This window comes from Lysobacter capsici, assembly GCF_014779555.2.
In the GTDB taxonomy this organism is placed as follows: Bacteria; Pseudomonadota; Gammaproteobacteria; order Xanthomonadales; family Xanthomonadaceae; genus Lysobacter; species Lysobacter capsici.
Map to the genome: position 1 here is coordinate 3308849 of NZ_CP094357.1, position 14244 is coordinate 3323092.

At 67.6% G+C, this 14244-nt stretch carries 8 protein-coding genes; 4 read left to right on the plus strand and 4 right to left on the minus strand.

The genetic code is table 11. From position 1 onward, the window contains the following. Window positions 1–77: 77 nt before the first annotated feature. The 4 genes from epmA to smc form a co-directional block, all read right to left on the minus strand. The gene (gene epmA, locus IEQ11_RS13335; RefSeq protein ID WP_191822685.1) at window positions 78–1076 is read right to left on the minus strand and encodes an EF-P lysine aminoacylase EpmA; all 999 of its coding nucleotides are present in this window, start codon (window positions 1074–1076) and stop codon (window positions 78–80) included. Further along, window positions 1073–3436, minus strand: a complete 2364-nt coding sequence (gene ligA, locus IEQ11_RS13340; protein WP_191822684.1) for an NAD-dependent DNA ligase LigA — start codon at window positions 3434–3436, stop codon at window positions 1073–1075. The genes epmA and ligA overlap by 4 nt, the downstream gene beginning before the upstream one ends. Window positions 3437–4037: 601 nt before the next feature. After that, on the minus strand, window positions 4038–4808 hold the full coding sequence (gene zipA / locus IEQ11_RS13345; RefSeq protein WP_036104303.1) for a cell division protein ZipA: 771 nt from the start codon (window positions 4806–4808) through the stop codon (window positions 4038–4040). A 255-nt stretch (window positions 4809–5063) separates the two neighbouring features. Beyond that, window positions 5064–8567 (minus strand): chromosome segregation protein SMC, encoded by a 3504-nt coding sequence (gene smc / locus IEQ11_RS13350; RefSeq protein WP_036104306.1) that lies wholly within the window; start codon window positions 8565–8567, stop codon window positions 5064–5066. A 326-nt stretch (window positions 8568–8893) separates the two neighbouring features. On the opposite strand from smc, the gene IEQ11_RS13355 reads away from it, so the two are divergent. The 4 genes from IEQ11_RS13355 to IEQ11_RS13370 all read left to right on the plus strand — a co-directional run bounded on the left by IEQ11_RS13355 (window position 8894) and on the right by IEQ11_RS13370 (window position 13706). Beyond that, on the plus strand, window positions 8894–9286 hold the full coding sequence (locus IEQ11_RS13355) for a BlaI/MecI/CopY family transcriptional regulator (RefSeq protein WP_191822683.1): 393 nt from the start codon (window positions 8894–8896) through the stop codon (window positions 9284–9286). Between the two features lie 11 nt (window positions 9287–9297). Continuing rightward, window positions 9298–10833, plus strand: coding sequence for a M56 family metallopeptidase (locus IEQ11_RS13360; RefSeq protein WP_191822682.1), 1536 nt, complete (start codon window positions 9298–9300; stop codon window positions 10831–10833). Window positions 10834–10956: 123 nt separating this feature from the next. After that, window positions 10957–12525, plus strand: coding sequence for a serine hydrolase (locus IEQ11_RS13365; RefSeq protein WP_191822681.1), 1569 nt, complete (start codon window positions 10957–10959; stop codon window positions 12523–12525). Window positions 12526–12692: 167 nt separating this feature from the next. Continuing rightward, complete coding sequence (locus tag IEQ11_RS13370; RefSeq protein ID WP_046656753.1) at window positions 12693–13706, plus strand: LacI family DNA-binding transcriptional regulator; 1014 nt, start codon at window positions 12693–12695, stop codon at window positions 13704–13706. Window positions 13707–14244 lie beyond the last annotated feature (538 nt).

Below are 14244 nucleotides of genomic sequence, written 5' to 3' on the forward strand. Positions count from 1 at the left end.
ACTCTAACCATGATCGATGAACTTGCAATCAAAAACGCGCAGTGAGCCGATCCGGCGAAGCGCATGGTTCATCGCGGTCAAGCGCGCGTGAAATCGAAGGCCAGTACCTCGGCGATGCGCGCGCTGTCGAGCATCGCCATCAGCAGCCGATCCATGCCCAACGCGACCCCGGCGCAATCGGGAAATCCGCCGGCCAAGGCGTCAAGCAAGGCCTCGTCGCGCGGCGGACACACCGCCCCGCGCTCGCCGCGCCGCTCGCGGTCGCGATCGAACCGCGCGCCCTGCTCGGCCGCATCGGCCAGCTCGTGATAACCGTTGGCCAATTCCAACGGCCCCAGGTACAGCTCGAAACGCTGCGCGACCGCGACGCCGTCGCGATCCTCGCCCACTCGGGCCAGCGCGCATTGCGAGGCCGGATAGGCATGGATCGCCAGCAATTCGTCGCGGGAAAACTGCGGCTGCAGGCGGTGGGTCATCAACAGATCGAGCCAATCGTCGCGGTTCAACCCCTGCGGATCGATCACCACCTCGCCGAGCGCGGCGCGCAACTGCGCTTCATCGGCGAGCATCGGGTCGAGGCCCAGGCGATCGCGGTACAGATCGCGATACGCCACCGTGCGCAGACGCGCATCGCGCCCGACCAGGGCCAGCGCGGCGCGCACCAGATCGGCGGTTTCCTCGATCAGGCGACGATGGTCCCAGCCGACCCGATACCACTCCAGCATGGTGAATTCGGGGTTGTGGCGGCCGCCGGCTTCGCCGTCGCGGAACACCCGGCCCAGTTCGTAGCAGTCGCCGAACCCGGCCGCGAGCAGACGCTTGAGCGGGAATTCCGGCGACGTGCGCAGCCAGCGCGTGCGCGGCGCGCCGTCGGTGCGGCCGCTGAACTGCAGCGCGAACGAGGCGATGTTCGGATCGGTATTGCCGGCCACCGACATCAGCGGAGTTTCCACTTCGATCACCGCACGTTCGGCGAAATAGGCCCGAACCGTGGCGTTGAGCCGCGCCCGCAGGCGCAGCGTTTCGAAGCTCGCCGACGGATGCCAGTCCGGCGGCCGCGGCGCTGAAGGGTTCATTCGTTCTGCGCCAGGAACGCCAGCAACTGGTCTTCGTCCCAGACCTCGATACCGAGTTCCTGCGCCTTGTCGAGCTTGGACCCGGCTTCGGTGCCGGCGACGACGAAACTGGTCTTCTTCGACACGCTGCCGGCGACCTTGGCGCCGAGCGCTTCCAGACGCGCCTTGGCTTCGTCGCGGGTCAACGCGGCCAGGCTGCCGGTCAGCACCGCGGTCTTGCCGTCGAGCACGCCAACCGAAGTGGCCGAGGCCGCAGGCGTCAACGCATCGAGTTGCTTCAGCGCGTCCCCTACCCGCGTCAACAACTGCACGTTCTCATCGACGCTCAACCACGACGCCAGCGCCTGCGCGCTGTCGGCCGGCAATCCGGCGGTGATGTAAGCGTGCTCGGGCGCATCGCGCAGTTTCCCGGCATCGGCGAACGCGGTGGCGAGCTGCTCGGCGCGGATCTTGGTGACCTTGGGAATTTCCATGTCGACCAGCAAGGTCGCCAGGTTCAGGCCTTCGCGCAGTTTCGGCGACGGCGCATGGGTGTCGGCGATCAGCACGCCGCGTTCGAGCAGATCGTCGATCACCTGCTGGTTGCCGGGTTGATCGAAGAAATGCCCGAGCGAACGCGCGACTTCGCCGCCCACATCGGGCAGACGCTTGAACACCGGCCACGGCAGGCGGCGGATCAGCTGCAGATCGCCGAGCCAGCCCGACAAGGCCTTGGAGGTGTTTTCGCCGACGTGCTGGATGCCGAGCGCGAACAGGAAGCGCTCCAACGTGGTCTTGCGGCTTTGGTCGATCGCCTCGATCAGGTTGTCGGCCCACTTGGTCGCGACCTTGCCGGCTTTCACCGTCTCCGGCGTGGTGCCGTCGCGCTCGTCGGCGCGGCGCTTCATCTCGAGCAGATCCTCGAGCTTGAGCTTGAACAGGTCGGCGACCGATTGCAGATAGCCCAGGTCGGACAAGTCCTCGATGTAGCGATCGCCCAGGCCTTCGATGTCCATCGCCCGACGCGAGGCGAAATGGCGGATGGCTTCCTTGCGCTGCGCGGGGCAGCTCAGTTCGCCCGAGCAACGCCACGCCGCCTCGCCTTCCTCGCGCACGATTTCCGAACCGCATACCGGGCAGGCGGTCGGCATCTGCCATTGCGGCGCGTCCGGGTTGCGGTACTCGGGCACGACCCGCACGATTTCCGGGATCACGTCGCCGGCGCGGCGCACGATCACCGTATCGCCGATGCGCACGTCCAGACGCGCGATCTGGTCGGCGTTGTGCAAGGTCGCATTGGTCACCACCACGCCGGCGACCTGCACCGGCTTGAGCCGCGCGACCGGCGTGGCCGCGCCGGTGCGGCCGATCTGAATGTCGATGCCTTCCAGCACGGTGGATTGTTCCTGCGCCGGGAACTTGTGCGCGATCGCCCAGCGCGGCGCGCGCGAGACGAAACCCATTTCGCGCTGGCCGGCGTAGTCGTCGAGCTTGTAGACCACGCCGTCGATATCGAACGGCAGCGAATCGCGCTTGGCGCCCATCTGCCGGTAATAGCCGAGCAAACCGTCGGCGCCGGCGACCACGCCGCTCTCGGCGCTGACCGGGAAACCCCAGTCGCGCAATTTCTTCAGCGTCTGCGAATGGCTGGCCGGCAAGGTGTAGCCCTCGACCACGCCGACCGCATAGGCATAGAACGCCAGCGGCCGTTGCGCGGTGATGCGCGGATCGAGCTGGCGCAGCGAACCGGCCGCGCCGTTGCGCGGGTTCGCCAGCACCTTGCCGCCGTCCTTGAGCGCTTTTTCGTTGTAGGTCTTGAACGCGGCCAGCGGCATGTAGACCTCGCCGCGCACTTCCAGCACCGGCGGCCAATCCTTGCCGCGCAAGGTCATCGGAATCGCCTTGACCGTGCGCAGGTTGAGGGTGACGTCCTCGCCGGTGGCGCCGTCGCCGCGGGTCGCGCCCTGGACGAAGCGGCCGTTCTCGTAGCGCAGGCTGATCGCCAGGCCGTCGAGCTTGGGTTCGACCGAAAACTCGGGGTTGGCGGTGTCCAGGCGCTCGACGATCTTGCGCACGAAGTCGGTCACCTCCTCGTCGCTGAAGGCATTGCCCAGCGACAGCATCGGCACGACGTGGGTGACTTGGGCGAAGGTGCCCGACGGGGTGTTGCCGACCCGCTGGGTCGGCGAATCGGCGCTGGCCAGTTCGGGATGCGCGGCTTCCAGCGCTTCGAGCTCGCGCAGCAGCCGGTCGTAATCGGCGTCGGTCAGGGTCGGGTCGTCGAGGACGTAGTAGCGGTAGTTCGCGTCGTCGAGCTGGGCGCGCAGTTGCGCGGCGCGTTGGGCCGCCTGGGCGGCGTCTTGCTTGGATTGGGTCGTCACGGGCGGTTTGTCCTTGCGCTGCCGTTCGTGCGGAGCGGATGCATTTTGAACGGATTGGCCGTGATTGTGGATGCTGGGCGTGTCGCGGGTTGCGACCGGCGGCCGGCGGCGGTTAGGGGCGGGCGTCTTAGCCGTTAGTTAGCGCCGTTAGCTGTTGCGGTTAGCCGTTTGCGTCGTTCCTGCCGCTGCCGTCGATGGTAGGGACCGCAGGTGTCGCTATGGCTATGGCTGTAGCTATGAGCTATGAGCTATTAGCTGTGGCTGTGGCTGTGGCTGTGGCTGTGGCCGGCAGAGAATCATGCCCACTTTGGAAAAGGGGGCTGCGCGTTGCGCTGATTGAGGTCTAAACATAGATCGGCGCGCGGGGGATTCGCTTTTGGCCCCGGCTGGCGCGGCGTCTGAGAGCAAAAGCGAATCCCCCCTACCCCCCCTTTTCCAAAGGGGGGAAACAACTTGAGTAGCGGGATACGACTGAGATGGGCGATCAGGTGCAAGGCCGTAGCTTACGGCGAGGATTCGAGAGCCGGATCAAACGCGGCTACCGCGTGCGATCCACGTTGCGCAATCTAACCAGGCTTCGCAACTCACCCACCCACGCCACTCACCAACGCGTCGGCTTACTCAACGGCGGCGCTTCGCGCTGGCGGTCGTAGGCGCGCAGCTCGTCGCGCAGGTGGGCGATGCGCTGGCGGCCGAGTGCGTTGCGCTGTTCGTCCAGCACCACCGCGTCGAGCAGTTCGGCCATGCGCTGGGCAGTCGGCAGCATGGTTTCCCAGGCGTCCAGGGCCGCCACCGGCGCCGGCAGGGTCAGGAAGAACGCGATCGCCGGGGTTTCCAGCGACTGGATCGCGGCCATGTCGAAACTGCCGGGCTTCATGATGTTGGCCACGCTGAACACCGGGCCGCGCTCGGGGTGGCCCTCGACGAGGCGGTGGTACACGCCCATGTGGCCATAGACCAAGCCGGCCTTTTCCGCCGCGACCACGATGTCGGGACCGTGCAGCTTGTGCCCGGCGCGCGCGGCCAGGTACAAGGTGACGATCTTGTCGAATTCTTCGCTGACCCGGCGGCCCAGCTCGCTGTTGGCGGCGTTGGCGTTGCCCTCCAGGGTCTTGTCGAACAGTTCCAGTTCGGCCTGGGTGGTGGCCTCGCCGGGCGCGCCGGCCTGCTCGAGTTCGCTCTGGATCTGCTCGCCCAGGGTCGGTTCCTGGCGCGGCCCGCTCTTGCGCGGTTCGGCGCCGCGCGCGGCGTCCTCGCGCGCGACGCGCTTGCCCTGCCCCGGCTTGCGCGGGCGGCCGAAGAATACGATCGCGCCGATCAGGATCAGGCCGGCGATCAGGATGCCGATCCTCATCAAGGTCACGTCGGACATTCGTTGCTCCTTTTGGTGCGGGGATTCGGCAGTGGGGATTCGGGATTCGTCACAGCGGCGACGCCGATCGTTGATTCCCTGCCCGCTACCGATTCCAAAAATATGACGATTGAGAGATTGGTATCCGCAAGAACGGCGGACGCGCCGACGTTCGATGACTTACGTTGCACCAACTCAGAAAAAAATTGCTAAGGACTCGTTACGTCTTGGCGTTTGCCAATCCCGAATCCCGAATCACCAATCCCGGGTGCGGCCTCAGGCCGCGCCCGCCAACCGCGTCGCCTCGGCCAGATCGACCGACACCAGGCGGCTGACACCGGGTTCGCGCATGGTCACGCCCGACAGCTGCTGCGCGGCTTCCATCGTCGCCTTGTTGTGGCTCACGAACAGGAACTGTACCTGTTCGCTCATCTCGCTGACCATCGCGGTGAAGCGGCCGACGTTGGCTTCGTCGAGCGGCGCGTCGACCTCGTCGAGCAGGCAGAACGGCGCCGGATTCAGACGGAAGATCGCGAACACCAGCGCCACCGCGGTCATCGCCTTCTCGCCGCCGGACAGCAGCGAGATGTTCGACACGCGCTTGCCGGGCGGTCGGGCCATGATCGCCACGCCGGTGTCGAGCAGGTCTTCGCCGGTGAGTTCCAGATACGCGTGGCCGCCGCCGAACAGACGCGGATACAGCTCCTGCACGCCGGAATTGACCCGATCGAAGGTGTCCTTGAAACGGCCGCGGGTTTCGCGGTCGATCTTGCGGATCGCTTCTTCCAGGGTTTCCAGCGCGGTGTTGAGGTCGAGGAACTGGGCGTCGAGGTAGTCCTTGCGCTGCGCGGCCTCGGCATGCTCGGCGATCGCGGCCAGATTGACCGGTTCGAGCCGACGCAGCTTGTTGTCGAGCTCGATGACGCTGCGTTCCCAGGTCTGCGGCTCGGCGTTTTCGTCGAGCGAATTGACCACGTCCTGCAGCACCGCGCCGGCCTCGGCGATGGCCTCGGTCAGGGTCTCGGCCTTGAGCACCAGGGCCTGCTGTTCCAGGCGGCGCTGGCCGATCGCTTCGCGTTGCTGCAGCGCCTGTTCGTCGCGTTGCTGGCGGGTCTGTTCGAACTTGCGCAGGTCGTTGTCGATGCCGTCGAGCGCGCTGCGCGCGGCGGTGAGGTCCTGCTCGGCCAGCACGCGCTGCTCCAGCGCGACCTGACGCTGTTCTTCCAGCGCGACCACCGGTTCGTCGCCGTCGCTGAGCTGGGCCGACAGTTCGCTCAAACGCGAATCGAGCTGGCCGCGCTGGCCGCCCATGCGCTCGAGGGTCTGGCTGAGGCCGGCGATCTGGGCGCGCTGGGTTTCCAGGGTCAGGGTCAAGGCATGCGCGGCGTCGCGCGATTCGCGCGCGGCGTTGCGCGCGGCGTCGCGCGCTTCCGACAGCGAGCGGCGCTCGGATTCGAGCTGCAAGCGCGAGTCTTCCAGTTCGCCCATGCGCTCGACCGCAGCTTCCTGGCGCATGCGCGCCTCGCGCGCCTGCTCGCGGCCGGCGTCCAGGCCGATCAGCAACTGCTCCAGGTCCGCGTCGATCTTCTCGATCCGGTTGCGCGCCGAATCCAGGCGACCCTGGTGGCTTTGCAACTGGCCGGCCAGTTCGGACACGCTGCGGTGAGCCATGTACAAGGCGCGCTGCGCGTCTTCGCGCTGCTGTTCGGCGGCCAGCGAGCGGTCGCGCAACTGGATCTGGGTCTGTTCGAGTTCGCGCTCGCGGGTCAGCAGTTCCTCGATCTCGACCCGCAGGGTCTGGATCTCGCGCTCGCGCAGCAGCGCGCCCTGCTTGGCCGCGCCGGAGCGCAGCACCCGCACCCAGCCGGCGCCCAGGCGCTCGCCGTTGCGGGTGATGATGGTCTCTTCCGCGCCCAGCGAGGGCTGCAGCGCGCGCGCCGCGGCCAGATCGTCGGCGCCGTGCAGGCGCGCGAGCAGGCGGCGGATCGCGGCCGGGCCCTGGACCTTCGATGCCAGCGAGGTCGCGGCGTACGTGGCGTCGTCGCGCTCGGGCGAGACCAGGGTCAGACGGCCTTCGCCGAGTTCGCCGATCGCATCGACCAGGGTTTCGGGCGATTCGACCAGCACGCCTTCGATCAACTGGCCCAGCGCGCTTTCGACCGCGTTTTCCCAGCCCGATTCGACGCTCAGGGTTTCGCCGACGCGTTGCGCCGAATCCAGGCCGCGCGCCTTGAGCCAGGTCAGCGCGGCACCTTGCTCTTGACCGAGGGCCGCATGCTGCAAGGTTTCCAGCGACGACAGGCGGCCGCGCGAGGTCTGCGCCTGCTTGCGCACCTCGGCGAGCTGGTTCTGGGTCGCGCGCTGCTGTTCCTGCAGATCCGACACCGCGGTCTTACGGATTTCCAGTTCGTCGGTCAGGCTTTCCAGCGATTCTTTCTGCAGGTCGTGCTGGCTCTGCAATTGTTCGAAGGCTTCCGACAACGCGCCCAGGTCGAGGCCGGCGCGTTCGCTGGCCAGCGATTCGCGGCGGCGGTCGGCGTCGAGCGTCTGCCGGTCGAGGCCTTCGATGCGGGTGCGTTCGACCTCGGCCGCGCGCGCGGCTTCGGATTGTTCGCGGCTGTGCGCGTCCCAGCGCTGCTGCCAGTCGCTGAGCCGGTTTTCGGCGTCGCGCAGCGCGTCCTGGCGCGCTTCGTCGTCCTCGCGCATCGCCTCGATACGCGGCTCGGCGTCGGCGACCGCGGCCAGCAGCACGTCCAGGCGCGCCTGATCGCTGCCGATGTGCTCGCCGATCTCGGCCAGTTGATTCATCGCTTCGTCGCGCGCCTTGAGCAGGCGGCTGGACATCTCGCGCTGATGCTGGATCTGCTGCTCGATCCGCGCCAAGGCGCCGCCGACTTCGTAGCTGGCTGCCTGGGCCTTGTTGAGCTTGGCCGCGGCTTCCTCGCGGCTGACCCGGCCGGTTTCCAGTTCGCGCTCGGCCTCGCGCTGTTCGGCGATCAACTGCTGCAGGCGGGTTTCCTGCTGCGACAGCTTCTCGCGCTGGGCCTGCAGTTTCTGGTCGAGGGCGCGGTACTCCAGCGCCTTCCACTCCACGTCCTTGATCTTGCGCTCGGCCTGGATCGCCTGGTACTGCTCGGCCTGGCGCGCCTGCCGGCGCAGGTGTTCGAGCTGCTTGCCGACTTCCTCGCGCAGGTCGTTGAGGCGATCGAGATTTTCGCGGGTGTGGCGGATGCGGGTTTCGGTTTCCTTGCGCCGTTCCTTGTACTTGGAAATGCCGGCGGCTTCTTCCAGGTACACGCGCAGGTCCTCGGGCTTGGCCTCGATGATCTGGCTGATCATGCCCTGCTCGATGATCGAATAACTGCGCGGGCCCAGGCCGGTGCCGAGGAACAGGTCGGTGATGTCGCGACGCCGGCACTTGCCGCCGTTGAGGTAGTACTGGCTGGTGCCGTCGCGGCTGACCGTGCGCTTGACCGAGATTTCGTTGAACGCGGCGAATTCGCCGGTGATGGTGTGATCGGAGTTGTCGAAGATCAGTTCGACCATCGCCTGCGACACCGGCTTGCGCGCCGAGGAACCGGCGAAGATCACGTCGGTGAGCGAGTCGCCGCGCAGGCGGCTGGCCGAGCTCTCGCCCATCACCCAGCGCACCGCGTCGATGATGTTCGACTTGCCGCAGCCGTTCGGACCGACCACGCCGGTCATATTGGTGGGCAGGTGCAGCGTGGTCGGATCGACGAAGGACTTGAAACCGGACAGCTTGATCGTGGACAGACGCATGCGGCGTTGGGGCCTCTGGGTGCGGCGGACGCGGCCGTGAGTAGGTTGTTATGCAGGTTATCAAGTAATGCGGCCAAGTGATTGAATCGGCTGGGCCGGGCGCGGTTCTTGGCCGCGCTTACCCGGGAGTATAGCGGGCTGGCGCCGAGCTCGCCGTCGGTGCGCCGCGACGGGCCCGGGCGGCACGCGATCCGTGACGTCGCCAACGCGTCGCCGGCCGCCGCCTCAGTACCCGCCGACGGCGGCGGGATCACTACTAATTCGATAGTTGACAGACCCGATCCGGGCATGCTCCCATCAATCAACTAATAAACCAGTAGATCCCCATGGCCCGACCTGCCTCGCCCACGCTCACCCAGTCCGAGCAAGCGATCCTGGAAGTGCTGTGGGACAAGGACGAGGCCTCGGTGCGCGAGGTCGCCGACGAACTGTCCCGGCACAAAGCGGTGGCCTATACGACGGTGCTGACGATGTTCAACGTCCTGGCCAAGAAGGGCTTCGTGACCCATCGCCAGGAAGGCCGCGCCTTCATCTACCGCGCCGCGATCAGCCGCGAGCAGGCCCGCAAGCAGGCCCTGGACCATCTGCTGCAGCAATTCTTCGACGGTTCGCCGAACCTGCTGGCGCAGCATTTGCTCGACCGCCACGACGTCGACCGCGCCGAACTCAAGACGCTGCGCGACAAAGTCAGCGCGGCCAAGGCCCGGGGGGACGCGTGATGGAAGGCCACGTGATCGAAAGCCTGATCGACGCCGCGCCGGCGTTCGCGGCCCAGCATCTGCTGCAAAGCGCAGTGTTGTTCGCGCTGGCGGTGGTGTTCATGCGGATGCGCGCGCTCGACGCCGAATTGCGCTCGTGGCTGCTGCTGGCGGTGTTCGCGCTGGCGCTGCTGGCGCCGTTGGCGACGCTGCTGCCGGGACCGCCCTCGCCTGCGTTCGCTGCGCCCGCCGAGCAACTGGTCCCGCTGCCGGACGAAGGCCCGACGCCGGACGAGGCGATCTACGAGGCCGGGCAACGCGCCGACGTGCTGTATCTGGAAATACCGCAATCGTTTTCGACCGCGCTGGCGCTGGCCTGGGCGCTCGGCGCGCTGTGGCAGTTGATGCGGCTGGTCGAGGGCGCGCGTCAGGCGCGCCGGCTGCGTCGCTGCGCGCATCCTGCGCCGGCGCTGGAGACGTTGCTTGCGCAGGAACTGCCGCGCCGTGCGCGAATCGCGACCACCGCCATCGACGGCCCGATGGTGGTCGGCCTGCTGCGCCCCACCATCCTGATTCCGCGCGCATTGGCGAACACGCTGGACACCGCCGCGCTGCGCGACATCCTGCGCCACGAAATCGCGCATATCCGCCGCGGCGACCTGTGGCTGACCGCTGCGGTCCGCGTCGGGCTGGCGGCGTTCTGGTGGAATCCGCTGCTGCGGCTGATCCATGCGCGCCTGGACCTGGCGCGCGAGATGGCCTGCGATGCGCGCGCGGCCCGCGCTTGCGAGGCGCGCGTGGATTACGCCGGCTCCTTGCTCAGCAGCGCCGAGACCCTGCTGGACCTGGGCGAACGGCCGACCTGGCTGGCGGTCGGCATGCTCGAACGCCGCAGCCATCTGGCCCAGCGCATCGACGGACTGATCGAACCCGGCCCGGGCGATGAACCGCGGCGCCGGCATGCGGCGGTCGCCGTGTGCGTAGCGGCGCTGCTCGCGTTCGCCGGCCTGGCGCTGGCGAACACGCCGCGGCTGGACGTGAGCGGCCGCCATGTCGCCGAACCCGACGCCCGGGTCGTCGCCCTGCTCGCCGCGGCCAAGGCCGGCGATGCCGCCACGCTGCGGACACTCGCCGCCAGTGGCGTCGACATCGACGCACGCGTGCTCGGCGACGGCACCGCGCTGATCCAGGCCGTGACCGCGCGCAACCTGAGCACCGTCGACACCTTGTTGGCCCTGGGCGCCGATCCGAACCGCGCCGCGCTCGGCGAAGGCAATCCCTTGATCGTCGCCTCGCGGCTCGGCGCGCAGCCGATCGTCGAACGCCTGGTGCGTGCCGGCGCCGACGTCAATCGGGTGGTGACCTACGACGAAACGCCGTTGATCAACGCCGCTCGCGCCGGGCATCTGGCGACGGTCCAATACCTGGTCGCGCGCGGCGCCGACGTCAATCTGGGCATGGTCGCCGACGGCTGGCTGGGACGCTGGCGTTCGCCGCTCAATCAGGCCCGCGATCCGGCCGTGCGCGCTTATCTGATCGGTCGCGGAGCGGTCGCCGGCCAGCCCTGATCGTCGCGTTTCCCGCTGCATCCGTTCGAACTGCCTTCGGCGCGGGCCACGACCGTTCGCGCCCGGCCCCGCTTTGCCCGCAATCCCGCCCCCCCCCTACGACCGCCACAGGGTATGACCACGATGAAATCCATGATGCTCGCCTGCACGCTGGCGATCGGTTTGCTCGGCGCCGCCGCCCATGCGCAAACGCCGGCCGAACCCGACGCCGCGCGCTTGAAAGCCGCGATCGAGCGCGGCCTGCGTCCCAGCATCGTCAAGGCCGGCGAATCCATGCCGACCTGGACCCTGCAAGAGCGCATGGCGCACCACAAGATCCCCGGCGTCGCCATCGCCATCGTCAAGGACGGCAAGCTGCTGTACGCCGCCGGCTACGGCGTGCGCGAAGCCGGCACCCACGATGCGGTCGATGCCGACACCCTGTTCTCGGTCGGATCGGTCAGCAAGATGATCGCCGCGGCGACCACGCTGCAACTGGTCGCGCACGGACGCATCGATCTGGACCGCGACGTTAACGCCTACCTGAAATCCTGGCGCATTCCGGCCGCGCCCGCGATCAAGAACCCGACGGTGACGATGCGCATGCTGCTGTCGCATACCTCGGGCCTGGGTGTGCATGGTTTCCAGGATTATCTGCCGACCGAAACCCTGCCGACCCTGGTGCAGACCTTGAACGGCACGCCGCCGGCGAAGAACGATCCGGTGCGCCTGCAATACGAACCGGGAACGCGCAGCGATTATTCCGGCGGCGGCATCATGCTCGAGCAGCAGATCATCGAAGATCTGACCGGCCAGCCGCTGGACGCGGTCGCGCGCGCGCAGGTGTTCGAACCCGCGGGCATGCGCCGCAGCACTTACGAGAATCCGCTGTCGCCCACGCGCGGCAATATCGCCAAGGCGCACGACGGCAACGGCGCGCTCACCGCGCTGCCGCGCGGCTGGCAGACCTTTCCGGAGCAGGCCGCCTCGGGCCTGTGGACCAGCGCGAACGATCTGGGCGCGTTCGTCGGCGCGCTGATCCAAAGCTATCGCGGCCAGGGCGGCTTGCTGCCCCAGGCGATCGCGCTGCAGATGATGAGCGAGGTTTCGCCGGGCGTGCGCGGCCTGGGACCGGAACTGGGCGGCAGCGGCAAGGCGCGCCGGTTCTTCCACAACGGCGACAACGACAGCTACCACGCCGCGATCGAGGGCTATCCGGAAACCGGCTACGGCTTCGCCATCCTCACCAACGGCGAAAACGGCGGGCGCATCCGCGGCGAAATCCGCAATGCGATCTCCGATGCCCTGGACGACGGCATGAAGCCGCCGATCCGCACGATCGCGCTGGACCTGAGCGCGCCCGCCTACGCCGACTATGCCGGCAGCTATCGCCTCGATCCGGCCGTGCCGATGGATATCCGCAGCGCGCTCGCCGACTGGTTCGACTTCGACTCGATGACCGTCAAGGTGGCCGACGGCGCCATCAGCATGGATCTGCCCGACGGCCCGACGGCCTCGCCGTTGCTGCCGCTGAGCCCGACCCGGTTCTTCGCCTCGGCCGCCGGCGCGGAACTGGAGTTCCATCGCAACGCCCGCGGTGTCGTGCATGCGGTGAGCGTCGTGGCCGGCAACTCGCGCGCTTACTACCGCCGGCAAGTCGCGCACCCGGCGGGCGCCGGCGCCGAGCCCGATCGCGATCGCCCGCGCCCCTGAGCTCGGCCGCGCGCGCGCGCGCGACAATCGCCGCGTGCGGCAAGCGCATTCGGCGACCGCGTGCGTGTTTCGTGCCCGCGGTACGCCTGCTTTCGCAGCCGCGACGCGCGACGTGGTACATAGGCACGACCCGCCTTCGATCGCGATCCTGGAACGATCCGCCCCGTATGAGCCGACCGCGCGCATCCAATCCCGCCCGCAAGGCCGGCGAACACCTGACCATGGCCGACCTGGCCGAACTGGCCGGGGTTTCGGCGATCACCGTCTCGCGCGCCCTGCGCGACAGCCCGCTGGTCAATCCGGAAACCCGGGCCAGGATCAAGGAACTGGCCGAGCGCGAGGGTTACCAATTCAACATCAGCGCGCGCAACCTGCGCCTGCGCCGCAGCATGACCGTGGCGGTGGTGGTGGAAATGAAACCCACGATCGAACGGCAGATGTCCGGGCCCTACCCGCTCGACCTGCTCGGCGGCATCAGCCAGGAACTGACCTCGGCCGGCTACAGCGTGCTGCTGACCTCGCTGCAGGGCGGCGCGCTGCCCAGCGTGCAGGCCGCCGACGGGGTGATCCTGCTCGGCCAGGGCGCGCACGAGGACGCGATGCACGAGGTCCGGCGCTGGGGCCGGCCGATGGTGGTATGGGGCGCGGTGAGCCGGCACGAATCGCAGATCGTGGTCGGCAGCGACAATCATCTCGGCGGCCGCCTGGCCGCCGAACGTTTCCTGGCCCTGGGCCGGCGCCGGCCGGTGTTCCTGGGCGACAGCGCGCACGGCGAATTCGCCGAGCGCCTGGAAGGTTTCCAGCGCACCCTGGCCGCGCACGGCATCGAGCCGTTGACCCCGACCGTGGCCAATTTCACCGTCAGCGCCGGCGCGCAGGCGGTGCATGCCCTGCTCGACCGGCACCCGCAGTTCGACGCCTTGTTCGCGGCCAGCGACCTGCTGGCAATCGGCGCGATCCGCGCCCTGATCGAACGCGGCCGGCGCGTGCCCGACGACGTGTCGGTGATCGGTTACGACGACACGCCGCTGGGCGCGACGTATCTGCCTCCGTTGACCTCGATCCATCAGAACTTCGTCGATGCGGGGGTGTCGTTGGCGCGCAAGATTCTGGCGATGATCGAGGGGGAGCCGGCGCAGTCGGAGATTTTGCCTACGCATTTGGTGGCGCGGGTTACCTGAGGGGTTCGCGGGTTATGGGGTTGGCGACGCGACGGTGGCCTATCGCGGGAGTGGACGGCTGCGCCGTTGACGCGGGTTCGCGGTCGCGGCTTGCGCCGCTCCTACAGGTAGGCCATGTGGCTTTTGCTTGAGCCAGAAGTCACGCAGTTCATCCAGCGCTGCGACGCTCGGAACTCGCGAGAACAAGAGGACACCCGAAGGGCGGCGCACATGGATGTGCGCCGTGCGCCACAGGGACAGGATGTCCCGTGTGGCGCATGCCTGCGTCTGCATCGATCGCGCGGGCTCTTGATTCACAAAAAAGCATTTTTCTTTGGTTACCTTTCTTTTGTTGCTTTAGACAAAAGAAAGTGACCCGCCGCTTTAGCGGCGGAACGCTTTTGATCCTGCTTGCAGCTTTAAGGCTCTAAAGCTTTGAAGCTCTAGAGCTTTTGAAGCCAGAGGCAAGATCAACAGCTTTCGTCCGCAAGCGGCCGAGTTACTTTCTTTTGTCAAAAGCGACAAAAGAAAGGTAACCAAAGAAAAACGCTTTTTTGTG

Coding starts and splice junctions, on each gene's coding strand:
- smc (WP_036104306.1), bottom strand. CDS start 8,567: ATGCGTCTGTCCACGATCAAGCTGTCCGGTTTCAAGTCCTTCGTCGAT.
- IEQ11_RS13355 (WP_191822683.1), top strand. CDS start 8,894: ATGGCCCGACCTGCCTCGCCCACGCTCACCCAGTCCGAGCAAGCGATC.
- IEQ11_RS13365 (WP_191822681.1), top strand. CDS start 10,957: ATGAAATCCATGATGCTCGCCTGCACGCTGGCGATCGGTTTGCTCGGC.
- zipA (WP_036104303.1), bottom strand. CDS start 4,808: ATGTCCGACGTGACCTTGATGAGGATCGGCATCCTGATCGCCGGCCTG.
- IEQ11_RS13370 (WP_046656753.1), top strand. CDS start 12,693: ATGAGCCGACCGCGCGCATCCAATCCCGCCCGCAAGGCCGGCGAACAC.
- epmA (WP_191822685.1), bottom strand. CDS start 1,076: ATGAACCCTTCAGCGCCGCGGCCGCCGGACTGGCATCCGTCGGCGAGC.